The sequence below is a fragment of the Syntrophothermus lipocalidus DSM 12680 genome (genome assembly GCF_000092405.1).
Taxonomy (GTDB): domain Bacteria; phylum Bacillota; class Syntrophomonadia; order Syntrophomonadales; family Syntrophothermaceae; genus Syntrophothermus; species Syntrophothermus lipocalidus.
Genome location: NC_014220.1, coordinates 180,084 through 201,396 on the forward strand (window position 1 = coordinate 180,084; position 21,313 = coordinate 201,396).

29 protein-coding genes and 1 pseudogene are annotated in these 21,313 nt (G+C 48.8%); 22 read left to right on the top strand and 8 right to left on the bottom strand.

The genetic code is table 11. From position 1 onward, the window contains the following. Nucleotides 1–5 precede the first annotated feature (5 nt). Nucleotides 6–1,244, top strand: coding sequence for a glycosyltransferase (locus tag SLIP_RS11885; RefSeq protein WP_013174371.1), 1,239 nt, complete (start codon nucleotides 6–8; stop codon nucleotides 1,242–1,244). After that, nucleotides 1,225–2,694, top strand: a complete 1,470-nt coding sequence (locus SLIP_RS00855; protein WP_013174372.1) for a hypothetical protein — start codon at nucleotides 1,225–1,227, stop codon at nucleotides 2,692–2,694. Before SLIP_RS11885 ends, SLIP_RS00855 begins: the two co-directional genes overlap by 20 nt. Nucleotides 2,695–2,812: 118 nt before the next feature. Here SLIP_RS00855 and SLIP_RS12655 read toward each other — a convergent pair whose 3' ends face one another. Next, a complete protein-coding gene (locus SLIP_RS12655; RefSeq protein ID WP_169303733.1) occupies nucleotides 2,813–2,986 on the bottom strand; it encodes a hypothetical protein in 174 nt (57 codons plus the stop codon). On the opposite strand from SLIP_RS12655, the gene SLIP_RS00860 reads away from it, so the two are divergent. The 9 genes and pseudogenes from SLIP_RS00860 to SLIP_RS13075 form a co-directional block, all read left to right on the top strand. Continuing rightward, nucleotides 2,973–5,303, top strand: coding sequence for a sulfatase-like hydrolase/transferase (locus tag SLIP_RS00860; RefSeq protein ID WP_169303734.1), 2,331 nt, complete (start codon nucleotides 2,973–2,975; stop codon nucleotides 5,301–5,303). The genes SLIP_RS12655 and SLIP_RS00860 overlap by 14 nt on opposite strands. A 12-nt stretch (nucleotides 5,304–5,315) precedes the next feature. Then, the gene (locus SLIP_RS12660) at nucleotides 5,316–5,474 is read left to right on the top strand and encodes a hypothetical protein (RefSeq protein WP_013174374.1); all 159 of its coding nucleotides are present in this window, start codon (nucleotides 5,316–5,318) and stop codon (nucleotides 5,472–5,474) included. Continuing rightward, complete coding sequence (locus SLIP_RS00865) at nucleotides 5,464–6,825, top strand: hypothetical protein (protein ID WP_013174375.1); 1,362 nt, start codon at nucleotides 5,464–5,466, stop codon at nucleotides 6,823–6,825. Before SLIP_RS12660 ends, SLIP_RS00865 begins: the two co-directional genes overlap by 11 nt. Before the next feature lie 190 nt (nucleotides 6,826–7,015). Then, complete coding sequence (locus tag SLIP_RS00870) at nucleotides 7,016–7,687, top strand: sugar transferase (protein WP_013174376.1); 672 nt, start codon at nucleotides 7,016–7,018, stop codon at nucleotides 7,685–7,687. 102 nt (nucleotides 7,688–7,789) lie between these two features. Next, entirely contained in the window at nucleotides 7,790–8,770 is a 981-nt protein-coding gene (locus SLIP_RS00875; RefSeq protein ID WP_013174377.1) for an ATP-grasp domain-containing protein, read from the top strand. 17 nt (nucleotides 8,771–8,787) lie between these two features. Beyond that, nucleotides 8,788–9,459 carry an HAD family hydrolase gene (locus tag SLIP_RS00880; protein WP_169303735.1) on the top strand — a complete coding sequence of 224 codons (672 nt, stop codon included), beginning with the start codon at nucleotides 8,788–8,790 and terminating at the stop codon, nucleotides 9,457–9,459. Between the two features lie 79 nt (nucleotides 9,460–9,538). Further along, a complete protein-coding gene (locus SLIP_RS00885) occupies nucleotides 9,539–10,642 on the top strand; it encodes a DegT/DnrJ/EryC1/StrS family aminotransferase (RefSeq protein ID WP_049765067.1) in 1,104 nt (367 codons plus the stop codon). A 77-nt stretch (nucleotides 10,643–10,719) separates the two neighbouring features. Beyond that, nucleotides 10,720–11,010: a type II toxin-antitoxin system Phd/YefM family antitoxin gene (locus SLIP_RS00890; RefSeq protein ID WP_013174380.1), complete on the top strand. Its 291-nt coding sequence runs from the start codon at nucleotides 10,720–10,722 to the stop codon at nucleotides 11,008–11,010. Then, nucleotides 10,997–11,203, top strand: a pseudogene (locus tag SLIP_RS13075) (type II toxin-antitoxin system RelE family toxin); the annotation flags it as partial. The gene SLIP_RS00890 and the pseudogene SLIP_RS13075, both read left to right, overlap by 14 nt. Before the next feature lie 39 nt (nucleotides 11,204–11,242). Here SLIP_RS13075 and SLIP_RS12865 read toward each other — a convergent pair. Continuing rightward, complete coding sequence (locus tag SLIP_RS12865; RefSeq protein WP_013174381.1) at nucleotides 11,243–11,830, bottom strand: hypothetical protein; 588 nt, start codon at nucleotides 11,828–11,830, stop codon at nucleotides 11,243–11,245. Here SLIP_RS12865 and SLIP_RS13080 point away from each other — a divergent pair. The 8 genes from SLIP_RS13080 (at nucleotide 11,796) to SLIP_RS00935 (ending at nucleotide 15,829) form a co-directional block, all read left to right on the top strand. Further along, nucleotides 11,796–11,948, top strand: a complete 153-nt coding sequence (locus tag SLIP_RS13080; RefSeq protein ID WP_169303737.1) for a hypothetical protein — start codon at nucleotides 11,796–11,798, stop codon at nucleotides 11,946–11,948. The genes SLIP_RS12865 and SLIP_RS13080 overlap by 35 nt on opposite strands. A 321-nt stretch (nucleotides 11,949–12,269) precedes the next feature. Then, a complete protein-coding gene (locus SLIP_RS00905; protein WP_041432510.1) occupies nucleotides 12,270–13,229 on the top strand; it encodes a ParA family protein in 960 nt (319 codons plus the stop codon). An 11-nt stretch (nucleotides 13,230–13,240) separates the two neighbouring features. Beyond that, nucleotides 13,241–13,870 carry a hypothetical protein gene (locus SLIP_RS00910; protein ID WP_148216479.1) on the top strand — a complete coding sequence of 210 codons (630 nt, stop codon included), beginning with the start codon at nucleotides 13,241–13,243 and terminating at the stop codon, nucleotides 13,868–13,870. Nucleotides 13,871–14,004: 134 nt separating this feature from the next. Beyond that, on the top strand, nucleotides 14,005–14,223 hold the full coding sequence (locus SLIP_RS00915) for a type II toxin-antitoxin system Phd/YefM family antitoxin (RefSeq protein ID WP_013174385.1): 219 nt from the start codon (nucleotides 14,005–14,007) through the stop codon (nucleotides 14,221–14,223). After that, complete coding sequence (locus SLIP_RS00920) at nucleotides 14,220–14,654, top strand: PIN domain-containing protein (RefSeq protein ID WP_013174386.1); 435 nt, start codon at nucleotides 14,220–14,222, stop codon at nucleotides 14,652–14,654. Before SLIP_RS00915 ends, SLIP_RS00920 begins: the two co-directional genes overlap by 4 nt. Before the next feature lie 246 nt (nucleotides 14,655–14,900). Continuing rightward, entirely contained in the window at nucleotides 14,901–15,179 is a 279-nt protein-coding gene (locus SLIP_RS00925; RefSeq protein ID WP_013174387.1) for an AbrB/MazE/SpoVT family DNA-binding domain-containing protein, read from the top strand. Then, nucleotides 15,172–15,576, top strand: coding sequence for a PIN domain-containing protein (locus SLIP_RS00930; protein WP_013174388.1), 405 nt, complete (start codon nucleotides 15,172–15,174; stop codon nucleotides 15,574–15,576). Before SLIP_RS00925 ends, SLIP_RS00930 begins: the two co-directional genes overlap by 8 nt. A 28-nt stretch (nucleotides 15,577–15,604) precedes the next feature. After that, nucleotides 15,605–15,829, top strand: coding sequence for an AbrB/MazE/SpoVT family DNA-binding domain-containing protein (locus SLIP_RS00935; protein ID WP_013174389.1), 225 nt, complete (start codon nucleotides 15,605–15,607; stop codon nucleotides 15,827–15,829). 225 nt (nucleotides 15,830–16,054) lie between these two features. Here the strand turns inward: SLIP_RS00935 and SLIP_RS00940 are convergent, their stop codons facing one another. From SLIP_RS00940 to SLIP_RS00960, 5 genes are all read right to left on the bottom strand, one after another. Next, complete coding sequence (locus SLIP_RS00940) at nucleotides 16,055–16,825, bottom strand: slipin family protein (RefSeq protein ID WP_013174390.1); 771 nt, start codon at nucleotides 16,823–16,825, stop codon at nucleotides 16,055–16,057. Between the two features lie 43 nt (nucleotides 16,826–16,868). After that, nucleotides 16,869–18,260, bottom strand: coding sequence for an NfeD family protein (locus tag SLIP_RS00945; protein WP_013174391.1), 1,392 nt, complete (start codon nucleotides 18,258–18,260; stop codon nucleotides 16,869–16,871). A gap of 97 nt (nucleotides 18,261–18,357) precedes the next feature. Further along, nucleotides 18,358–19,104: a histone deacetylase family protein gene (locus SLIP_RS00950; protein WP_242649114.1), complete on the bottom strand. Its 747-nt coding sequence runs from the start codon at nucleotides 19,102–19,104 to the stop codon at nucleotides 18,358–18,360. Nucleotides 19,105–19,353: 249 nt separating this feature from the next. Beyond that, the gene (locus tag SLIP_RS00955) at nucleotides 19,354–19,773 is read right to left on the bottom strand and encodes a type II toxin-antitoxin system VapC family toxin (protein WP_013174393.1); all 420 of its coding nucleotides are present in this window, start codon (nucleotides 19,771–19,773) and stop codon (nucleotides 19,354–19,356) included. After that, entirely contained in the window at nucleotides 19,773–20,012 is a 240-nt protein-coding gene (locus tag SLIP_RS00960) for an AbrB/MazE/SpoVT family DNA-binding domain-containing protein (protein ID WP_013174394.1), read from the bottom strand. Before SLIP_RS00960 ends, SLIP_RS00955 begins: the two co-directional genes overlap by 1 nt. 54 nt (nucleotides 20,013–20,066) lie before the next feature. Between SLIP_RS00960 and SLIP_RS00965 the strand changes: the two genes are divergently transcribed. Next, nucleotides 20,067–20,390, top strand: coding sequence for a hypothetical protein (locus SLIP_RS00965; protein ID WP_041432516.1), 324 nt, complete (start codon nucleotides 20,067–20,069; stop codon nucleotides 20,388–20,390). On the opposite strand, the gene SLIP_RS13085 is transcribed toward SLIP_RS00965, so the two are convergent. Beyond that, nucleotides 20,327–20,524, bottom strand: a complete 198-nt coding sequence (locus tag SLIP_RS13085; RefSeq protein WP_423218572.1) for a DUF4411 family protein — start codon at nucleotides 20,522–20,524, stop codon at nucleotides 20,327–20,329. The two genes, SLIP_RS00965 and SLIP_RS13085, sit on opposite strands and share 64 nt — an antisense overlap. Nucleotides 20,525–20,659: 135 nt before the next feature. Here SLIP_RS13085 and SLIP_RS00970 point away from each other — a divergent pair, with 135 nt between their 5' ends. Both SLIP_RS00970 and SLIP_RS00975 read left to right on the top strand, forming a co-directional pair. Beyond that, a complete protein-coding gene (locus tag SLIP_RS00970) occupies nucleotides 20,660–20,917 on the top strand; it encodes an AbrB/MazE/SpoVT family DNA-binding domain-containing protein (RefSeq protein WP_013174395.1) in 258 nt (85 codons plus the stop codon). Then, on the top strand, nucleotides 20,892–21,305 hold the full coding sequence (locus SLIP_RS00975; protein ID WP_013174396.1) for a PIN domain-containing protein: 414 nt from the start codon (nucleotides 20,892–20,894) through the stop codon (nucleotides 21,303–21,305). Before SLIP_RS00970 ends, SLIP_RS00975 begins: the two co-directional genes overlap by 26 nt. The last annotated feature ends 8 nt before the right edge of the window (nucleotides 21,306–21,313 follow it).

A 21,313-nucleotide genomic window follows, 5' to 3' on the forward strand; every position in this document is an offset into this window, starting at 1 on the left:
GTAAGATGGAATTATTTTTTGTAACGAATTTTAGCGAAGAACAGACGTATTGGAAAATAGTTTCGGAATGCACTGTAAAGCCTGCCGGTTCCGCGTCGCAAGTATTTGAAGGGCTATTTCTAAAAGGATTTAGTATGTTAGACAATGTAAATGTTACTGCATGTTCGTTTCGGTTAATCCCATCCTTTCCTGCTCACAAGCGCATTTTTTGGCCCTCATATAGTGAACGATTATTTGGTAATACGTTGTGCATTTATTTGCCCGTTGTAAATTTACCAGTTGTTAAGCAGCTTATCCAATCTATAGGATTAGGCTTTGAAATAATAAGATGGGCAGTATTTAATAGGAGAAAAAGAAAAGCAATTATCTTCGCCTGTATTAACGTACCCATGGTTTTTTCGGCACTCATCTTGCGACCAATTATAGGAACTCCGGTTTTTGTTATAGTTCCTGACTTACCTTCGTTAATCTTGACGTATACTAAACAATCATGCCTAAAGAGGGTGCTGAGTTACCCTTTTAAGTGGCTTTGCAATATGGCCGAATCTAGATTTGATGGATACATTCTGCTGACCAAGTATATGAATGGAGTTATCAATCGGAAGAATCGTCCGTCGATTGTAATTGAAGGAATGAGTGATCCTGAATTGACGGATGTGCAAGATGATAAAATTTGCATGGAATCTGATAATGTTATTATGTATGCCGGGGCTTTATATAGACAGTTTGGCATTGATAAGTTGATTAGTGCTTTTAGGAAATTGAGACAAGAGAATATACAATTATGGATTTTTGGCACCGGGGACATGGAAGATGAGATTAGACAACAGGCGTTAATAGACTTACGAATTAAGTTCTTTGGAATGTATCCCAGGAAAGAAGTTGTTGAGTTTGAGAAGAAAGCATCATTGCTAATCAATCCACGACCATCGGATTCGGCTTTTACTTTATATTCGTTCCCTTCCAAGACTCTGGAGTATATGGCAACAGGGACTCCGGTATTGACGACACGTTTACCCGGTATCCCTGAAGAATACTTTGATTATGTGTACGTCATTGAAAATGAAACCGATGATGGCATTGCAGAAGCGATACAACGGGTACTAATGCTACCTCAGCATGAAAGAAATATACGAGGCCAGCGGGCGAGACAGTTTGTACTTGAAAACAAGAATTGCTATGTGCAGGCGAAGAAGGTAATTGAGATGATAGAGGCTTGTATGGGTGAAAGAGTATATGAATAATAGCAATGATGTACTAAAAGACAATAAAGAATGGATAATTGTATTTCTACCCCTTGTTGCTATTGAAATATATCTAACCTTTACCGTTTTGGTTTTCTTACTTGGACCAATAAAGTGGCACATACAAAACTTAAGTATGTTCCTTTTATACATAGTGTTGTATCATTTGGCGTTCATCAGTGGATATGTTGTGTATTGGAGAACAAGTAAACACGAACATATCACTTATTCGCACACAAAGAATGAATATTCGCCCAACCTAATTCTCATAATTGGCTCATATTTATGTTATATTATCTGCTACATAATCAGTTTTCCTTATACAACGGGTATTGTCGATACCTCCCTTAGCAATATTACGCAACAACTCGTTATAGGATTAACTAATCCCGCGAGCGTGTACTACAACAAGGCAGTTCAACTTTCTGCCCTTCAACCCAATCCTGCATTAAACGCTGTGCAATGTATAATTGCTCCCATGGCTTGGTTTTCGTTTGTACTGCCAATAATATGGTGGGATAAATTGAAGTTACCATATAGAATAGTTTTTAGTATAATTCTCATTTTTGAAATGGGAAAATGGGTTTTGATTGGGACCAATAAAGGTGTTTTTGATTTGTTGATCACTTTGATTGTTGTATTTGCCTTCGATGCAATATGTGGATATATCAAAGGTAATAATATTAAGACTTGGTTACAACATAAGATCCCCATAGTACTTTACATTGCGCTCTTGACTATATTTTCGTTTTATTTCATCGGCTTAAATATGACCACTCGGGTTGGTTCAGTAACTACATATTTAGAAAAGAGTATTCCACAACAACAGGCAGAAGTGGAGTTTACAGAAGCGAATCGTACCAGTGGCCCGAAAACCAATGAGTTGACTGCAAACCAATCAAACAACGCAGGCAACTCCGAACTATTGGATAATGCTCGGTATGGTCTCTTGTTTTACATTACACACGGATATTACGGAATGTCGCTCGCGATTTCACGTCCTTTGACATCAACCTTTGGAGTCGGGAACTCCTACTTTTTGACTCGACAGGTAGAAAGAATAACACATGTTAATATGTTTGGACGCACTTATATGGCCAAATTAGAACCAGAATGGTCTGCCACTGGGTTATGGCATACTTGTTACACTTGGCTAGCATGCGACGTGTCATTTGTGGGTGTAGTCTTAGTTATGTTTATTCTGGGTTTATTCCTGGCCAGGACATGGATGGATGCGATATTTGGAAAAAATATTTTTTCAATTGCGTTGATACCTGTGCTTGCCATTATGTTCGTATATATGCCCTGTAACAATCAAGTTATGGCTAATGGTCCGAGTTTTTGCACGTTTTGGGGTTTAGCAATGCTTTCTGTTGTTTATCCGAAATACTTCGGTGCCGGGAAGAGGGGGGTTCCAAGGGGAGAATCAGCCATCTATACTGCGCCTTAGAAGGTTAGCACGCAGAAAAGGAGGCCGCAATGGGATTGATTAAGAAACGCAAGAATCTTGTTCCCCGAATTAGTATCTCCATATTGCCTGCCGCCCTTCTCGTTTTAACGGTCTTTATTTACGGCCCCATTAATTTGTATGCCGGGAACAGCAAGGAGCTCTGGTTTCCTTTTTCCTTTATCGCCTCCAAGTTTATCTTGAGCGGCGTCGGGGTTTTCTTGTTGTTTTCGATAATATGCGTGTCGATGCCGTGGGAGAAAGGCAAATGGCTCGTCGCCTTGGTTTTTGGCATTGCCGTTGCTCTTTATATTGAAGGGACATACCTTCCAATAGAATACATAAACTTGAACGGCGCGCCGACTGAATGGGAGAAGTATTACTTCCAAATGATCTGGGACGCCGTATTGTGGACGGCGTGCATCCTGGTATCGGTGGCCGCCGCTGGTTTCAGAGAAGAACTCTTTAAGAAAGCGGTGCCTCTAGTATGCGGCCTGCTGATAGCGGTACAGGTCATCGCCCTTATACCCTTGTTGAACGACCTGGGCCAGGAGAAGAGGTTCGTTCTAACAAGCGAAGGCAAATTCACACTCTCAGAAAAAGACAACATCATAGTTCTGGTTCTCGACTGCTTTGACAACAGATTGTTTGAAATGTTTACCGAGGAGAACAGCCAATTTAAGCAGGCCTTTTCTGATTTTACTTACTACAGGAACACAACCTCCGGCTTTAATTACACAGCGCCCTCAATTCCTTTTATTCTAACCGGAATCCCTTACGACAATTCGGTTCCTTACAGCGAGTATTTAAGGATGTCTTTTAGAAAGGTGCCGCTGCTCAAAACCCTATACGAAAAAGGCTACGATTCAGGCGTTTATACTTTTCCCCAGATGATTCCCCTTAACGATCCTCTATTAGCTGAATACATTTCAAATGCCAAGAGCATAACCGAAGAAAAAGAATTATCAATGCCCATGTTTCAATCCATGTTGAAGTTTACCGCGCTGAGGCTTTTCCCGATGAGTCTTAAAAAGCATTTTCTTATTGAGTATGATGAATTTGACAATCCTGAACAGGAGATGAAAATTGGGGAGTCCACAAACCGTGACGTGGCATTTTATAAACATCTCATCACTCAAGGTTTTGCCACACAGGAGAGGGAAAACGCTTTCCGGTTTTACCATTTTAATGGTGCGCACTTACCCTATACCCTAGATGGCGAATTGAGGCCAGCTAATCTGGAATGGCCACAAGCTTTCTTCCAGCAAGCGAAAGGATGTATGAAGCTCACTGTTACTTTTTTAGATCAATTAAAAAAGGCGGGTGTGTACGATAATTCTACAATTATTATTGTTGGCGATCACGGAGTGATGGAAGATCTAATGATGTCACATTACCTCGCGCCGGTGATGCTGATCAAAACCAATAACCGGCACGGCGAAGCTATGTCGATCTCCAATGCTCCGGTTTCCAATGGCGACATCGCCGCCACAGTTCTGGACTTAATCGCTCCAGAGGTGAGGGATTCAGGTGCTTCGATTTTTGACGTAAGGGACAATCAAAAACGAAACAGGTATTATTACTGGTACAATGGATATCAGAAAACGAAGAGCGGTTACCTGCCGGACCTCTATGAGTATATCAACAACGGGAGTTGTGAAAACCATCAGGACTGGGTCAGAACGGGGAGGATTCTGACGCCTGAGGGCGTAAGATCAACGGAATACAAACAGTATAGATTAGGTACTCAACTATACAGTGCCGATATTACTTGTCTTATGGAAAGAGATAAAAATAAGAAAACCTTTTACGCATTTCGGGGATTGTATTATGTAGGTGACTATGCAGCAACTTCCGGCGACTTTGCCCAACTATGTTTTGCTATTCCTGTGAGAAACAATGATCTTCCGGTATATATTACTTTGTCCTCCGCCTTTCCCGATGATCCAGACATTATCCAACGGCTAAGAATAGAAGTCAACGGGAAGCCGTTGGCTGATGAGTTTTACGTCTCGGGAGCAGGGATTAAACACATAAAATTCACGATACCAAAGGGGTTGCTAAAAAAAGATGGAAAACTTGATTTAAAGCTTCTATTACCCCATGCGCGGTATCCGGAGGGCTATCAAAAGGAAGTGGTCTATCTCAAAGGGGCTCTCAGGATTTACAGCCTGACCATTGGTGCGATACCTCCGCTTAAGAAGGGAGATGTGATTAATTTTGGGGCAGGAGGCAACTCCACCAAATATATTGGCAGCGGGTGGCACGCGCCAGAACCGCGCCACAGGTGGACGTCAGATCGAGCGGAGCTTTTCTTGCCACTCAGGCCGGACAAGGAGGCGAGGCTAAAGTTTAGACTCGTTTATCCGCATGATGAGAACTACGTCAATCTGTCAGTCAATGGGCATCCGATTGGCAAGTGGAAGGGGGTTTGCGCAGGAGAGGAATGGGGTTACTACAAGGTCATGACTATTCCCAAAGAGGTGCTGTCTGCGGACGGGCTCCAGCTTATCACCCTCGAAATGCCTAATGCTTACAGGCCAAGTGGTACTGCGGACAGAAACGCTCGGGTGTTGGGCCTGCCGGTTATGAGTATTGAGGTCATTGACTAGGAGGGGTACTGAATGGGCTTTATAACATTCGCGTATTTAGATCCCGGAACCGGAAGTTATATTATGCAGCTGATTGCAGCGTCTATTTTAACTCTCGGTGCCGGTGTGGTTGCTTTTTGGAAAAAGATAAGGGCTAGATTCTCAAACGAGGGAAAGGCCGATGGGGAATAGATTGCCGTCATCCTTTCGTGATCCCGGAGGATACGTATTTGCAGAGAACGGGAAGCTATTTCGTCGCATAAACAAAAGCGGCCTTGAAGACTTCTTATTTCTTGTAAATAGTGGTCTTTATGACAGACTTGCGGCAGAGGGAAAGATCGTCAAGCATAAAGAGGTATTTTCTGATGAAAATCATATAATTATCGAGCCCGAAAAAATCCCACACATAACCTATCCATATGAGTGGTCGTTAAGCCAATATAAAGACGCGGCACTATTAACGCTTGATGTTGCGGCCGTTGCCCTAGAATACGATATGGTACTCAAGGACGCCAGCGCCTATAATATCCAGTTTAACGAAGGGCATCCGGTGTTGATTGATACGCTGTCATTTACCAGATATAAAGAAGGAACTCCATGGATTGCTTACAGGCAGTTCTGTCAGCATTTCCTTGCCCCCATTGCCTTGATGGCACTAAAGGACCCCAGGCTTTCGCAAATGATGCGCGTTTATATTGATGGAGTTCCACTAGATTTGGCCTCAAAGTTGCTGCCTGCAAGGACTAAGTTTGATTTTGGTCTCCAACTTCATATTCATCAGCACGCAAGGCAGCAACTCAAGCATGCCGATGACTTGGGTAGCACAGCCAAGAACATAAAAATACCGAAAGCGTCGTTAATTGCCATTTTAAAACATCTTCGTTCTACTATAAAGAAACTTGACAAACGTAGTGGCACAACGCAATGGGTTGCCTATTATCAAGACATGCACAGTTATTCCGAAGAGGCTTTTTCAGAAAAGATAAACATCGTCCGCCAATTCCTTCGTCAAACGAACGCCCGAATCGTATGCGACATGGGGGCAAACATCGGTGTATTTTCCGCCATAGCCTCAGAAAACGCCGAATTGGTGGTGGCATACGATGTCGACCACGATGCGGTAGATGTTCATTATAATAGTCTTAAACGCTCGGGAATACACAACGTAATTCCGGCAGTTTTGGATATTGCAAATCCAAGCCCGGCGATTGGATGGGCACTTCGAGAACGGATGTCTACTTTCGAGCGGGGGAATTTTGACTGCGTGATGGCGTTGGCACTTCTTCACCACATTTGCATATCAGGGAATGTCCCGTTAGATATGGCAGCTGAGACGTTCGCATCTTTGGGGAACTGGCTAATTATTGAGTTTGTGCCGAAATCGGACGGCCAAGTTAAAAAGCTTCTTTCCACAAGAGAGGATATATTCCCAGACTACAATGAGAGCGGTTTCGAGGAGACCTTCTCACAAAAATTTGAAATCATATCCAAGGGCGTTGTTACCGGTACCCAACGCGCCATATACCTAATGAAGAGAAAATAACCACCAAAGTTGGTTGTAGTTCAATGAACATTTGTTTTTCATAATGCTCCATCTGCGTGTTCCTCAATCGATGCTGCGCCCAGAAACTATGTGTGATTTCGTGAGACGGGGGGCTGAACCTCGAGAACTAACATGCTGACGAAGAGTAACACTTCGTGAGACGGAATCCGCTGAGAAGGCCAATAAAGGAATGACGCCAATGAGTAAAGCCGCAAAGAGAGTTATGGATGTTTTGATATCGGTTTTGGGACTTATTGTCTTCACGCCTGTCATTTTTGTGGTGGCATTGCTCATATTCATGAGCATGGGAAGACCGGTCTTATTCACTCAGGAGAGGCCGGGTAAGGACGGCAGGATTTTTCGTCTAATTAAATTTAGAACTATGACTGATGAAAGGAATGCCGAAGGCAACCTCCTGCCCGACGAACAGCGGCTGACGCGTTTGGGACGGTTTTTGCGCTCTACCAGCTTGGACGAGCTTCCGGAGCTTTTCAACGTTCTCAAAGGAGACATGAGCCTGGTAGGGCCGCGGCCGCTTCTCATGCAGTATCTGGACAGGTACACCCCGGAGCAGGCCAGGCGCCACGAGGTCAAACCGGGGATTACCGGCTGGGCGCAGGTCAATGGGCGGAACGCCATCACCTGGGAGGAGAAGTTTACACTTGATGTGTGGTATGTGGACAACTGGTCTCTGTGGTTGGACCTGAAGATTCTGGTCCTTACTTTAGTGAAGGTCATAAAGCGGGAGGGCATAAGTGCACCGGGCGAGGCAACGATGCCAGAGTTTTTGGGGAGTTTTCTTGAAAAGGACATTTCCCTGCGAGAGGCGGCGGCGGTTATAGACGAAGACTCGCGATTCTGATTTGGCAGAGTTGATGCTACCTCAACGGTCAGGTTGGAGAGTTTTCGTTGCCTGTGCGACGGGTACTTTGCAGCTATTGGCGAAAGTGAGGGTCGAACAATCGTGAATGTGCTCATTACCAGCGCAGGAAGAAGGACAAGCCTACTTGAGGCATTTAAGTGTGCTGTGGAAAAAAGAAACGGTCAAGTATTTGCTGGGGATTTGGACCACTTAGCCCCCGCTCTTTATTTTGCACACGGGGCTTTTAAGCTTCCCCCAGTCGCTAGTCCTGAATATGGAGAATCGCTAAAACAAATCGTGGCCGAAAAGGACATCAAGGTTATCATACCGACGATAGATAATGAACTGCCGGTAATGGCCCGTATGAAAGATGAGTTCTTGAAGATGGGTTGCCGAGTGGTGGTTTCCTCATATGAGTTGATAGATATTGCTCAGGACAAGTGGAAAACCGTGCGGTTCTTCAAAGAGAGAGGCATATCGGTTCCTCAGTCATGGCTGCCAGAATCTGGTGGAAGCAGTACATTGGATAGACAAATGAGCCTGCCAGAAGTTGTTTTCATTAAGCCGAGAAATGGAAGCGCAAGCCAGTTTACTTTCCGTATAAAGAAGGAGGAGGTTTCTTCTTTTGCCAAGGTTGTGCCCTTCCCTATTGTTCAGGAACATCTGCCGTACACGGAAATCACGGTAGATGCACTGCTTGACTTGAACGGTAACCTGGTTCATTATGTGCCAAGAAAAAGAATTCGCACCGTTGGTGATGAGTCGATACAAGGTGTCACTTTGCCGGATAACGATGTGAGAGACTGGCTGATTAGACTGCTAAATATCATATCGGAGCTGGGAGGGATAGGGCCGATTACGGTTCAATACTTTTCCTCCCCAGATGGGCCCATCTTGTCCGAGATCAACCCTAGGTTTGGCGGCGGGTTTCCGCTTACTTTGGCGGCGGGGGGGGATTATCCGGAGTGGATATTGCAAATGGTGGAAGGGATACGAGTTGAGCCCAGGATTGGAGAATACCGAACGGGACTGTACATGTCTCGCTACTATTGTGAACTGATATTCGACCAGCCGGTGTGGTGAGTATGGTGACTCGGGGAGTGGTTTTTGACCTTGATGATACGCTCTACCTAGAGGTGTCTTACGTAAAAAGCGGTTTTAGGGCTGTTGCCAGAAAAATTGGGGAAGCCGTGGAAACGGTCTCTGCGGACAAGATATATTCGTTTTTGTGGGAGAATTTTGAAGCTGGAAGAAGAGGAGATAATTTTGACCAGTTGCTGACCCGGTATCTTGATGTGGCGAGGGTTTTTAGCATAACAGACCTTATCAATTGTTATCGGGATCATTATCCTGATATTAGCCTTTTGCCCGAAGCGACAGAAGTAATGAAGTTTTTCAGAAAAAAGGGAGTTAAGATGGGGATACTTTCGGATGGGATTCGCAAGTCCCAAGAACTTAAGATTGATGCGTTAGGCTTGAGGAACCTAGTTGATTCGATTGTTTTGACGGATGTTTGGGGCAAAGGATGGTGGAAACCAAACCCGAGGGGGTTCATTGCGATAGCCGATCAGTTGCGGAGTTTTCATGAAGAACTTTGCTACATAGGGGACAACCCAGAAAAGGACTTTCGAGCTGCGAACTCCCTAGGCTGGCTCACAATCAGGCTTCGTATGCCAGGGCAACTGAGAGAATCGCTTGAACCTAAGGACGAAATGGATGCTCCGAGAATTACCATAAGGAGTTTAAAAGATTTGTTAAGTATATTGACATGAACAGCCTTCATTCACTCAACATACAGGAGTGGTATGAGAGTTGAATCCAGAAACCCGTATCTACCTCTCTCCTCCGCACATGAGCGGGGAGGAAATGGAGTACATAAAAGAAGCATTTGCGACGAACTGGATTGCCCCTCTAGGTCCTAATGTCGATGCCTTTGAGGCGGAGTTGGCGGAGTACGTCGGAGCGAAGGGGGCAGTGGCCGTAAGTTCGGGTACGGCGGCCATACACCTTGCACTGCGCTTGCTGGGGGTGGGATCCGGGGATGAGGTTTTCTGTTCCACCCTTACCTTCATTGGCAGTGTGAATCCGGTTCTGTATTTGGGAGCAGTGCCGGTTTTTATCGACTCGGAACCGGCTAGCTGGAACATGTCTCCGGCGGCTTTGAAGAAGGCTTTTGCCGCGGCGGAGAAAAAGGGTAAGCTGCCCAAAGCGTTAATAGTCGTCAATCTTTACGGGCAGAGCGCGGACATGGATCCAATCCTTAGCCTCTGCAACGAGTACGGGGTGCCGGTGGTGGAAGACGCAGCCGAATCGTTGGGCGCGACGTACAAGGGTAAGATGTCGGGCACCTTGGGAAGATTTGGGGTCTATTCCTTCAACGGCAATAAGATTATAACTACCTCAGGCGGGGGAATGCTGGTTTCAGACGATCTCGAAGCTATCGAGAAAGCGCGGTTCTGGGCAACCCAAGCGAGGGATAAGGCGCCGTGGTACCAGCACAGCGAAATGGGCTATAATTACCGGATGAGCAATGTCTTGGCCGGGATCGGGCGGGGGCAGTTGAAGGTCATCGAAGACAGGATAAAAGCGAGAAGAGAGATTTTCAGGCGATATGAGGAAGCCTTCCGCGGTGTTGAAGGCGTGGGCTTCATGCCGGAGGCCCCTTACGGCAGGTGTAACCGCTGGCTTACAGTTATGACCATAGATAAGAACAGGCTCGGCGTAACGCCATTGGACGTGATCCGGGTCCTGGAATCCGAGAATATCGAGGCCCGGCCGGTGTGGAAGCCTATGCACCTGCAGCCCCTGTTTGCCGCGTGTCAATACTTTTCCCATGCCGAAGGAGCGAGCGTCAGCGATCTGCTCTTTGCGACAGGCATTTGCCTTCCCTCGGGATCATCGTTGACGGAGCAGGAGCAGCAGAGAGTAATCGAATGCATAAAGCGGTGCTTTTAACTGCGTGCTCACAGTCTCGGGCGCATTGATTATATGTATTATATTACGTACAATAATACAAAAAGGAGGTGCAGGTCGTGCTGCGATTTGATATTGATAGCTTGGTGAGCGCAACCGCGTTGTCCAGGGCACCGGGAAAGTACTTGTCGCAGTGCAAGGAGAAGCCCCTTTTAATACTGAAAAATAATGAAGTAGAGGGGGTTCTGGTGAGCGCGGAGACTTACAGAGAACTATTGGAGGCCTATGAGCTTGTGCAGGATATGAGACTGGCCCGCGAAGTATTCGAACAGCCCACCGAAAACCCCGAGGACAAAGATGTGTTTCAGATAATGCAGGAAATCGAGGCGCAGGACGATGTACACGGTTAAGCCTAAGAATGCCAACCGCTTTCGCCACGACTACGCAAGGCTCTCTCACAGGGAACGTCAGAAAGTCCGGAGTGCCATGGAACAGCTGGCCGAAAATCCCCGGCCGCCCGGATGCATCTGCTTGGAAAAGACCTATTACAGAATGCGGGTCGGGGATATCCGCATTCTTTACCAGATAATCGATGCTGAGAAACTGGTTCTTATTAGGCCCGGTGTGGCAGGGTTTTTAGCTTCAGGCACCGAGCTTGCGGGCGATGGCCTGGAGGGCCTGGCGCATTTCCAGCATGAGGTGGATCAGCCCGGCGGCCGAGCTCAGGACCAGGGTCTCAAGTTCCCGGTTGGGCTCAGTTTTCTCCTGGAGGGATTCCGAGAGCTTAAGTCCCGCCTCTTTACTTTTTATGGCCGTATCATGGGTGCAGAGAAGCTCTATAGCTAGGCCGTTCTTCAGGGTGAGGCGGCAGCGGTTTTCGGGAGTCGGTTCGATGCTGGCTATGTGGCTGAGGTCGACGTAGCCGTAGGCGGCGTCGGATTCGACCTGCGGCTGTCTCATTTTCAGGGGGATGAACACCCTGTCGGGAGCGAGGAAGAAGGGGAGGGCCAGTTCCCTGCCCAAAAGTTCCTTGACCAAGGTCCTTTGGGCTTCGGGGTCCATTAAGCAGCAGCGAAAAAGGGCCCTTTTGACCGAACGCACGTCACGTTTATCCCACCATATTTCCCCGCTTTTGGTCATCACTTCCGTTGCTTTGCCGGTGTCGGTGTAGACCGGCCTGATGGCGATGACATCGGTGAAGATACGTTCGATACGAGTCCACTCGAGCATACCGGTAGACGATACCTCCTTTGCGAGAATAGACTGGCTGAAGCCGGGCGGCGGGTCGGGTCAGGCCTGGATGCTTGTCCGGTGTGAAGAGTGGGTGCTTGGTGGATACCAGGTTTGAATGGTGGCGAAATAAATGCTCGTATATGCAGGACAAATATAGATATTATATCAGCAAGAATCGCCCCGCCGAGATATACCATACCACATTACGCTGCTAGAATCAAGACAAATTTCTTGAAAAAGGTAGGCCTACGATATGGCGTAATACAAAAAGATTGCGACAGAATTCGACGCATAATGACGAATATTGACGGAATAATGGAGATTTTAGCAGGAGGTATGTTTGCTTTGTCGGCGAAGTAAAGAGTATGAAGAAATGTGTACTGCCGGGGCTCAGCGGATGAGCTGCCGGCAGTCGAGGTATCGGGAGGGATATGGAATGAGGAAATGCCGGACGTCGAGCATCGTTAACTGGAAAGAAGGGGTAGGGAAAACCACTATTACCTATCACCTGGGTACGGGGCTGGAGATGCTGGAACCGGAGCACAGGGAGGAGCACCTGGGATCAGAGGAGGTGCCGCGGGTGCTTTTGGTGGACAACGATGCCCAGTGCAACCTGACGATTGCCTGTGTCGGTTCCGACCAGTTTGAGAAAATGCTGGACAAAGGCGTAAAGACGATGAAGGATCTCTACAAGGATTTTCTGGAGAATGACACCCCTGTAGTCAATGTCGAAGAGTACATACTGGAGGGGGTAGTGCGCAGGAATGGGAGCCAGACCTTCGAGCGGATTGACCTTTTGCCTGCTCACCCTGATCTGGTGTACACGGATATGAGTTTTGCCATATACTCGCGTGCCGATTTCAAAGAGAGCATGTCCGGGCCTCCCATGTACAAATTCCGGGTTTTGGACCGGATCCTGGAGCAGGTGCGGGACCGGTACGAATTCATGTTCATCGACTGTCCGCCCAGCATGCATTACCTGACTCAAAACGCCATTTACGCCAGCGATTACTACATCATACCGACTTTGCCCGACTGGTTTTCGGCTTACGGGCTTCACTCGATCGTAGCCAAGGTACAAGAGTTCAACCGCTGGTGGGACTTGGCCGGCAACGGGCTGTACCGGGCCACCGAGCTGGTCGGGATCATTCCCAACAACGTGAAAGAGTACAATCAAGAACCGATTCAGAGCCAGGCGGCCATTATAAACGGGCTGAGAGAGCGGTACGGGGACTTGGTGTTCTACAACTACCTCACGAACGGTGACGGCATCCCGCGGGCCCTGCACGAAGCCCAGCCGGTGTACTCCCTGGCAGGATCGGGCGGCAGCGCGGCCAAGCAGACGAAGCTTCTGCGTCGGATTCTGGTGGAGTTTCTGGACCGGATTGCGGAGTGATGGGGATGAAGGTGGACAGGGTGCTCGAGATTATGGAACTGGCGAGGCCGCTGTTGGAGCGGTACCGGGGCTGTTCGGTTGAGGACATGATAATTGACCTGGTAGCGAAATGCGGGGGTGGAGCCGAGATGCTGGAAGCGGCGTCTTTGGCGGGGGCGAGGGTCGGGAAGCCGGCGACATTGCCGGCAACCGGCGTGGTTTCGCCTTCTTCGAACGAGGTCAGAAGTGAGGGTGGGGAGATCCATCTCGGGGCGGGAGTAGGTGGGGAAGAAGGTTCACCAGCGTCCGGCCGGGCCCCAGTCGGCCGCGGTAAGCGAAATGAAGCGGGTAAGGCCGAAAAGAAGCCGCGGTCGAGTGCAAAAAAGACGCCGGTAGAGGATGTGGGGGTTGTGGTGGCGGAACTCGAGTCGATGGACACGGCGGTAATGCCGTCGTATCTGGAGTCGTTCTTAAAAAAGGACCTGGAGGAGATCGCGGCGAGGCTGAACCTGAAGGGGCTGTCGGGCCGGAGTAAACCTCATATCGCTAGCCGTATCGTCCGGTACTACGAGGAGAAGCGGCTGCCGGAGAGGATCGCGCAGAGGGCGCCCGCCGATGACGAGGCCTTTATGGAGGAGATGCGCAAGAAGTACGGGTTTTAGCCTGGCGGGGATGGTTTGGACAGCACAGTTTATATCGCACAGCACTATTCATACATTATTTATTGGCATGTTCGCACTATTTGAATATACTATAAATGCGAAACAGTATCCGAACCGGAAAGGAGGGGCTTGCTTTGATTATCACCGCCACAGAACTGAAAACCAATATCGGCAAATACCTTCGGCTCGCGGAAACGGAGGATATCATCATCACTAAGAACAACAAACCGATTGTTAAGCTGACGAGCTTGCGCGAGAACAAGCTTGATATTCTAACTGAGCTCGTGGGCGTCGTTCAAAACGATGGCTACACGCTGGATGATGCTAGAAAGGACAGGTTATCCCGGCAATGAGGTTACTCGTCGATACCAATGTCGTACTTGATGTCTTGATGCACCGCAAGGAATTCTTTGACGCGTCTTATGAGGTGCTGAAACTGTCCGCCCTCGATAAGGCCGAGATATTGATTACAGCTAACACTATTACCGATATCTACTATATCTTTCAGCGTGCCAATAAAGACCACGCAAAATCCAAGGAAGCCATTGTTAAGTTGCTGAAGCTGGTTACCATTGCCGATGTCCTTGCATCTGACATTATGAACGCTTTATCCAGTAAGGTAACAGATTTCGAAGATGCCTTAGTCGGAGCCATTGCTAAAAGAGTAAAAGCCGCCTACATCGTCACCCGCAATACAAAGGATTTCCGTGATTCTCCGGTACCTGCTATCGATCCCCGAGACTTTCTTGCGCAGGTAAACCAAGGGAACAGTTCCTGCGGTTGATTTCGTGTTGTTGAAGGACGGTATGTTTTTGGTAACCTTGCCGCAATTACCCCGGGAAGGCCTGGGTCCTACTGTTTTTGATTCCCTATGAAGGGTAAAGCCATGTAAAGAAACATTTCCCTAGGGATTACAATAAGCGCCACGCCCGTCTTGCCAGTAAGGAAACATATTTTTGCTTGGGGTGTAATCATTGACAAATTCCCATATAATGAAATAGAGAAGCAGTCAGGGAAAGGAGGGGTTAGCATGATAACGGGTGTGGGAACGGTGACAGGGAAAGGGCAGGTCCAGGTTCCGAAGGAAATTAGAGAGGCCATCGGAATTGTTCCCGGGGACGAGCTGGTCTTCGAGGTATCAGGGAAAAGGCGGATAACAGTAACGGTTCGTAAACGCAGACCGCTGTCAACCCTGGGAGGGGCTTTAGCAGGTGCAGTATCGGAATTTGCCGGGACTGAGCGGGAAGAAGAAGAGACTCGCAAGGCGGTAGCAAAAAGAATTGCTCAAGAGGGGTTCGACCATGACTGATGTATGGTTAGACGCAAACGTAATGCTCCGATACCTCTTGCGGGACAATGAGGAGATGTTTCGCCAAGCTTGCTCGTTAGTAGAGCAGGCTGAGGCCGGAGATATATGCCTCAGGTTGGCTTCACTTGCCGTGGCCGAAATGGTATGGGTTCTAGAATCATTCTATGGTTTAGAGCGTCGCATGATAACCCAGGTCTTGACCGATGTCATCATGGCGGACGGTGTAGTGGCCGAGGAAAAAGAATTGATGCTGAAAAGCTTACAAGATTACCAGGTTACCGGAGTAGACTTCATAGACGCCTACCTGGCGGCCAAGGCTCAGGCTCTGGGGCATTCCGTAGCTACTTTCGACAAGAAGCATTTCAAGCGATTGCAAGCGAAGCTCTATCCGGAGTGAGAAAAAGACTCTCATGCTGGGACGCTAGATGCCGAGCGAACTGACTTGGACATCTTATAAAAAGCTCGGCATCCAGCCGGGACAAAAGATGTTGTTAGAAAATCAAGGAGACAAAATCATTCTTTCGCCGAAAACTACAAGTTATACAGATCCGTTGGCCAGCTCGTTGAAGAACGTCTATGGCCGTACCCCGGAAGAGGTCAACACTTATATCAGGAATGAACGCGAAACATGGGACAGGACGCTTTCCTGAACAGAATTGTCCATGTGTGCCCATCATATCCAGCAATCCCCGGCCAGGCAATACCGTCAGCTTTTGGACGTTATAAAGTGGCTGTAACAGCCGGGCCTGGTGAGCGATTAACGCATTTGCAGGGCGTATTCGTAAGAAATGATGGCTCCCACCGGGGTTTTCTTCCACACTTCTTCCTTATGAGAAATCTCCGAAAAGGCTCGGCGTCCCTCTAGACTCGGATTTTCAAGATGGTTCTTTCTCTGTCTTTGCCTTAAGCGTTTCTAGAAAAGGAGACAAGAGATCGATGGGAAGAGGGAAAACGACTGTACTATTATTGTCAGCGGCAATCTCTCTCAGAGTCTGGAGATACCTGAGCTGCAGGGTTGTCGGTTGCTGAGCAAGGATTTTCGCTGCTTCGGAAAGCTTCTCTGCCGCCTGGTATTCACCGTCTGCATGAATGATCTTTGCTCTCCGTTCCCGTTCGGCCTCTGCCTGAGCCGCCATAGCTCGCTGCATCGTCGGCGGAAGCTCAACGTCTTTCACTTCTACCATGCTCACTTTTATTCCCCACGGCTCGGTGCCTTCATCAATGATCCTTTGGAGGCGGTGGTTGATTTCTTCCCGGTTAGCCAAAAGCTCGTCCAATTCGGACTGCCCCAGTACGCTTCTCAAGGTAGTTTGAGATAGCTGGGAAGTTGCCTTGATGAAGTCATAGACTTTTATCGCGGTGTCCACAGGATTAACCACCCGGAAATAGACGACGGCGTTGACTTTCACCGTGACGTTGTCCCGGGTGATGACTTCCTGCGTGGGAACGTCCATGGTGATCACTCTCAAGTCGATTTTTCGCATCTTTTCGATCCACGGGATCAAAATAATGAGGCCGGGTCCCCGCGCGCCCACACACCGGCCCAGCCGAAAGACTACTCCCCGCTCGTATTCCTGAACCACTTTGAGCGATGCCGCAAGTATCATCAAAGCTAACACTATCGAAAAAGTTAAACCAAGCACCACCTACGAACCTCCTTTTCGTACTGACGGTTTACAGGTCTCGCCCTTACTCCTTGCGCTTTACCTTCAGCATCAGCCCTTCAATCCCGGTAACCACCACCTCTTCTCCGGCTTCAACTCGCCCCTCCTCGGACAAGGCATTCCAGTTCTCGCCTGCGATAAAAACCGTACCCCTGGGATTGAGCTCGGTACGGGCAACAGCGACTGCACCGATAAGTGTCTCTTTTCCCGTGGCTACAGGCATCTTTTGTCCTTTCACGACTGCCATGACAAGTAGAAAAAGGAGAGCCGCGATAAAAGCGGAAGTAGTGACAATGAGGGAAACCCTTATTTTCAGCCCCGCCGGGTTGTTGCTGAACAGCATGATCGACCCCACGACAAAAGACACAACCCCACCGGTTCCCAGAGCCCCGTGACTGGGGACAAAAGCCTCGGCAATGAAGAATCCAAAAGCAAGGATGATGAAAAGAATTCCACCCGCGTACGCATCGAGGGTACCCAGAGAATAAAGGCCGAGTAAAAGGCTTATGGCTCCGACCACGCCGGGAAAGATCAAGCCCGGATTGTATATTTCTACCATTAGTCCTGCCATTCCCAGGGTCATTAAGAGATAGGCAATATTTGGATCGCTTACGGTGTGAAGCACTTTTTCAAAAAAACTCATCTCTACCTGCATAAGGGCAGCGCCCTCTGTTTGAAGGGTTCTTCTTTCCCCACTTGCCAGGAGAACGGTCCTGCCATTGATCCCCGCCAGGAGATTTTTGAGATTACTCGCTCGGAGATCTATCAGGTTTTCTTTCAGGGCTTCAACATCCGAGAACGACCTGCTTTCCCTTACCGCCAGTTCGGCTGCCTGCGCGTTACGGCCGCGCATTTGGGCAATGGATCTTGCCCAGGCCGCCGCGTCTTCGGTGATCTTCTGCCCTGAAACTTCGGAAAGTTCCGGTTGTCCCACATTCACGGGGTGGGCCGCTCCTATCCTCGTTCCGGGCGACATGGCCGCAACGTGCGCGGAAATGGTAATGAACGTGCCTGCGGACCCCGCCCATCCTCCCTGAGGATGCACGAACACTACTACCGGAACGCGGGAATTGAGAATCTGGGCAACTATCTCCTGCGTGGTGGTATAAAGACCCCCGGGAGTGTTCAATTGCAGCACGCAAGCAGTCGCTCCTTTTTGTTCGGCAAGGGAAATTACTCTTTCGACGAATCTTGCCGTAACCGGAACCACCGGTCCTGTAATGTCTGCCACCAGCACGAAAGAGTTCGCATCCCTAACGACCGCGGCCTTCGCCGAATACATGTCGGTAAAAGCAAGATGAGAAGTAACTGCAGCCGGAGGGTGTATCATTAGCGTCAACAGGCCCAGCACAATCGGTAGGCACACAACTGGTATTCGCCACTTGTTGAAATACCCATCATGCGACTTTATATCCAATTCGCCTCTTCCTTATTCTAAGTGTACGCAGTCTCTCATTCTTTTTTTATTCCTAATTATACCACTTGTTTCACCTTCCTAAGGGAAAAACAAACCCTCAGGAAAGCCCTGCCAAAAACGCGACAACGTTCTTCCCTAGTACCCGGTGGCTGTATCCCCCTTCAAGTGCTGCAAAAACAGGCAATCCCATCGCTTTCAGCATAGAAGCTATAGCGGTATAATCCTCTGTCTTGAGAAGCCCACCCCAGTCCGCTTCGTGGTTATCGAATCCGGCAGAAACGGCTATGAGCTCGATATCTGCGTTTCGCTCGAGACAAACCTCCAGCTGGCGCAGGACACTCTCCCGCATTTGCCCTGATAAGTGGCAGTAGCGGACTTCTGAGTTGCCGGAAAATATCTTAGCCGTGCCGTCCCCGTAATGAAGGTCAAAATCGATAATCAAGGCCTTTCTTACATGTCCCTTCTGTCTGAGCTTTTCTACGGCTATCGCCACATTGTTGAACCAGCAAAAACCCCAGCAAGAATTAGGACCGGCATGATGTCCGGGAGGCCTTATGAGGGCAAACGCAGGTTCACCTTGGACGGCTAGGTCAGAGGCTTTTATTGCGCCTCCTGCCGCAAGTAGTGCCAGCTCGTACACATGGCTGTGTCTCCTCACCCGTTCTAAGTGCTCTGGAGTGTGGACCAGGAGTATGTCCTCATCTGTGGCGGGTTCTGGTTCAACGAAGGTATACCTGTTCCCGAGTTCCTCAAGTACGGCTTCGATTCGCCCGCGAGCTGCCGCAGGGTCGATGTCATAAACTTCGGTGAATCTGGGATGGTATACGACGCGCACTTTGGCCATCTCCTTTCTCTCTTAAGACTCAGAATACCGGCCCCCTTCTTAGTTGTCCGGGGATAAACTGTGACCATATAAATTGCCGCATTCAAGCCTTTCCATATCTAGTCAAGTTCGCATGATTGGGTGAAAATGGCATTACCCGAGCAACACCTTTTTCAAAACTCCTGGCTCTGGTTAATGACCTTGCCGGCATCGTTAAAGACGATGGCTACACGCTGGATGATGCCAGAAAGGACAGGTTATTTGCGGCATTCACTCCAGCCATATTATCTCGAAGCCTAGTTTACGGCTGGCTTTTTTAATTTCCGGGTCGCCGGTCACCAGCAGGCCTTTGTGTAGCTCGGCTGCCGCGATCGCAAAGCCGTCGGCATAGGCCAGCCGGTTTTGGGCTTTTATCGCCGCGGCCGCCAGGGTGAGTCGCGCGTCGGCGACCAGCAGTTCGACCGGCCAGGCCTGAACGAGCTCGATTATCTCAGCGGCTTCGTCTTTTCCATACTCCCGCCACACGCGGTAGTAGACCTCGCCGAGATTCACCCAGGTGATGTAGATTTTAGCTCTTCCCCTCTGGGCTTCCTTCAATATCGCTTCGACTTCTTGGGCTCCCGGTTCATTCTGGAGATAGCAGAGAACCGCATAAGAATCTAATATATAGCATTTCGGGCTGTTCTTCATTACCTATCCTCCAGGCCTATTTCCTCTTCTCTGTGCCGTTTTTGGACTTCTCTCAACGGGGTCTTAGAACGCAAAATCCCGCGGGATCCCGTTACAGGGTCACTTGCTACCGGAGTTATTACCAGTTGCCCGTCTCTTTCCGTTATCAGAGCTCTACCAGGCGTCTGCAGCCCGTGTTTCCGGCGAAACTCGGCCGGAATAACTACCTGTCCTTTGGCGGTGATTCTCACAATCGGCATTTTTCGCACCTCCACACGCGAGGTAATACTCTTGTCTAAATTGTAGCACTAGACTTGGGTAAGTACAACCGTAAGCACCGGACGGTCGTAGAGTTGCATGATATTTGTCAAGTCCGTATGTACAAACTGGAGTTAAAAAAACTTGACTGGCGGGAGTACATCCATAGCGATAATCCGGTAGCGGCAGCGCTGTTAAGCAAGATGGGCTTCAGGCCGGATGAAAGGGTCCGCGTAAAGCTAGAATTCCTGCGCATGCTGGCCCGGATGAAGCTGGACCCGGCGCGGATGGAGCTGTTGGCCGCTTTTTTCGAAACCTACCTGAAGCTGAACCGCGAGGAAGAAGAACAACTGGCAAAATCTCTTTTAGCCCAGTCATAAAATTGGTGTTGTCTGTTGACCCAATTCATAACCTCACCGTAATATTCCACGATATCCTTGTCGGCAGTCGAGTCAAACCATCTGGCAAAAACTTTCTTGGCCCACTGGGCAAGATAGTCGTTCCCGCGCTCCAACTCCCGTTTAACCCAATCAACACTGCAGAGCAGACCATTGCTGGCGAAAATAGGGCCTTCTCTTTTGTTCTGGGCTTTACACCCGAGCTAAGGAGCTTTACAATCAATCTAAAGTAAAAAATGAGGGTGAGGTCCATGTCAGTTGTAAAGATTTCGAAAAAGGGACAGGTAACTATTCCGGCCGAGATAAGAAAAGTTCTGGGAGCAGCTCCGGGGACCCGCCTGCGCTTTGTCGTGCAGGGGGACTCGGTGCAGGTGGTAAAGGCTGATGAAGGAATAGCTGCTTTAAGAGGTAGTGTGAAGGTGTCCGAAGCACAAGATTTTTTGGCAGTAAGGCAGCAGGTTATGGAGGAGGTAGCGAGGGAGGTTGCGGGCGAAGGCGAGGACGATTGATGCCAACGTTATACTGAGATTTCTCCTCAATGACAACCCCAGTCAGGCCGAGCGCTGCTCTCAACTGCTGCAGAGGGTCGAAAGCGGGGCCGAACAGGTATTTTTGCCCGACTTGGTTATGGCCGAAGTGGTGTGGACGCTTGAAAAGTTTTACCGCCAGCCCAAGGCGAGGATAAGGGAGCTGTTGTTGCCGATATTGCTGCTTCGGGGCATGCGGCTTTCGAGCAAGTCCGTGGCAAGGAAGGCGCTAGATTGGTACGTGGGAAAAAACATAGACTGGACAGATGCTTTTGTTGCTGCCAAAATGGCGAGTGGAAATAGGGCCGAGATCTATTCCTACGACCGCCATTTTGACAGGTTACTGGAAATCAAGAGGATTGAGCCTTAAAACAGGGG

What these genes read in the sequence shown, in the direction of transcription:
- SLIP_RS11885 (WP_013174371.1), top strand. Translation starts at nt 6, where the DNA reads ATGGAATTATTTTTTGTAACGAATTTTAGCGAAGAACAGACGTATTGG.
- SLIP_RS12655 (WP_169303733.1), bottom strand. Translation starts at nt 2,986, where the DNA reads ATGCCAAAAACCAAGGCGACGAGCCATTTGCCTTTCTCCCACGGCATC.
- SLIP_RS12660 (WP_013174374.1), top strand. Translation starts at nt 5,316, where the DNA reads ATGGGCTTTATAACATTCGCGTATTTAGATCCCGGAACCGGAAGTTAT.
- SLIP_RS00865 (WP_013174375.1), top strand. Translation starts at nt 5,464, where the DNA reads ATGGGGAATAGATTGCCGTCATCCTTTCGTGATCCCGGAGGATACGTA.
- SLIP_RS00870 (WP_013174376.1), top strand. Translation starts at nt 7,016, where the DNA reads ATGACGCCAATGAGTAAAGCCGCAAAGAGAGTTATGGATGTTTTGATA.
- SLIP_RS00885 (WP_049765067.1), top strand. Translation starts at nt 9,539, where the DNA reads ATGAGCGGGGAGGAAATGGAGTACATAAAAGAAGCATTTGCGACGAAC.
- SLIP_RS12865 (WP_013174381.1), bottom strand. Translation starts at nt 11,830, where the DNA reads ATGCTCGAGTGGACTCGTATCGAACGTATCTTCACCGATGTCATCGCC.
- SLIP_RS00905 (WP_041432510.1), top strand. Translation starts at nt 12,270, where the DNA reads ATGAGGAAATGCCGGACGTCGAGCATCGTTAACTGGAAAGAAGGGGTA.
- SLIP_RS00920 (WP_013174386.1), top strand. Translation starts at nt 14,220, where the DNA reads ATGAGGTTACTCGTCGATACCAATGTCGTACTTGATGTCTTGATGCAC.
- SLIP_RS00925 (WP_013174387.1), top strand. Translation starts at nt 14,901, where the DNA reads ATGATAACGGGTGTGGGAACGGTGACAGGGAAAGGGCAGGTCCAGGTT.
- SLIP_RS00930 (WP_013174388.1), top strand. Translation starts at nt 15,172, where the DNA reads ATGACTGATGTATGGTTAGACGCAAACGTAATGCTCCGATACCTCTTG.
- SLIP_RS00935 (WP_013174389.1), top strand. Translation starts at nt 15,605, where the DNA reads ATGCCGAGCGAACTGACTTGGACATCTTATAAAAAGCTCGGCATCCAG.
- SLIP_RS00950 (WP_242649114.1), bottom strand. Translation starts at nt 19,104, where the DNA reads ATGGCCAAAGTGCGCGTCGTATACCATCCCAGATTCACCGAAGTTTAT.
- SLIP_RS00955 (WP_013174393.1), bottom strand. Translation starts at nt 19,773, where the DNA reads ATGAAGAACAGCCCGAAATGCTATATATTAGATTCTTATGCGGTTCTC.
- SLIP_RS00960 (WP_013174394.1), bottom strand. Translation starts at nt 20,012, where the DNA reads ATGCCGATTGTGAGAATCACCGCCAAAGGACAGGTAGTTATTCCGGCC.
- SLIP_RS00970 (WP_013174395.1), top strand. Translation starts at nt 20,660, where the DNA reads ATGTCAGTTGTAAAGATTTCGAAAAAGGGACAGGTAACTATTCCGGCC.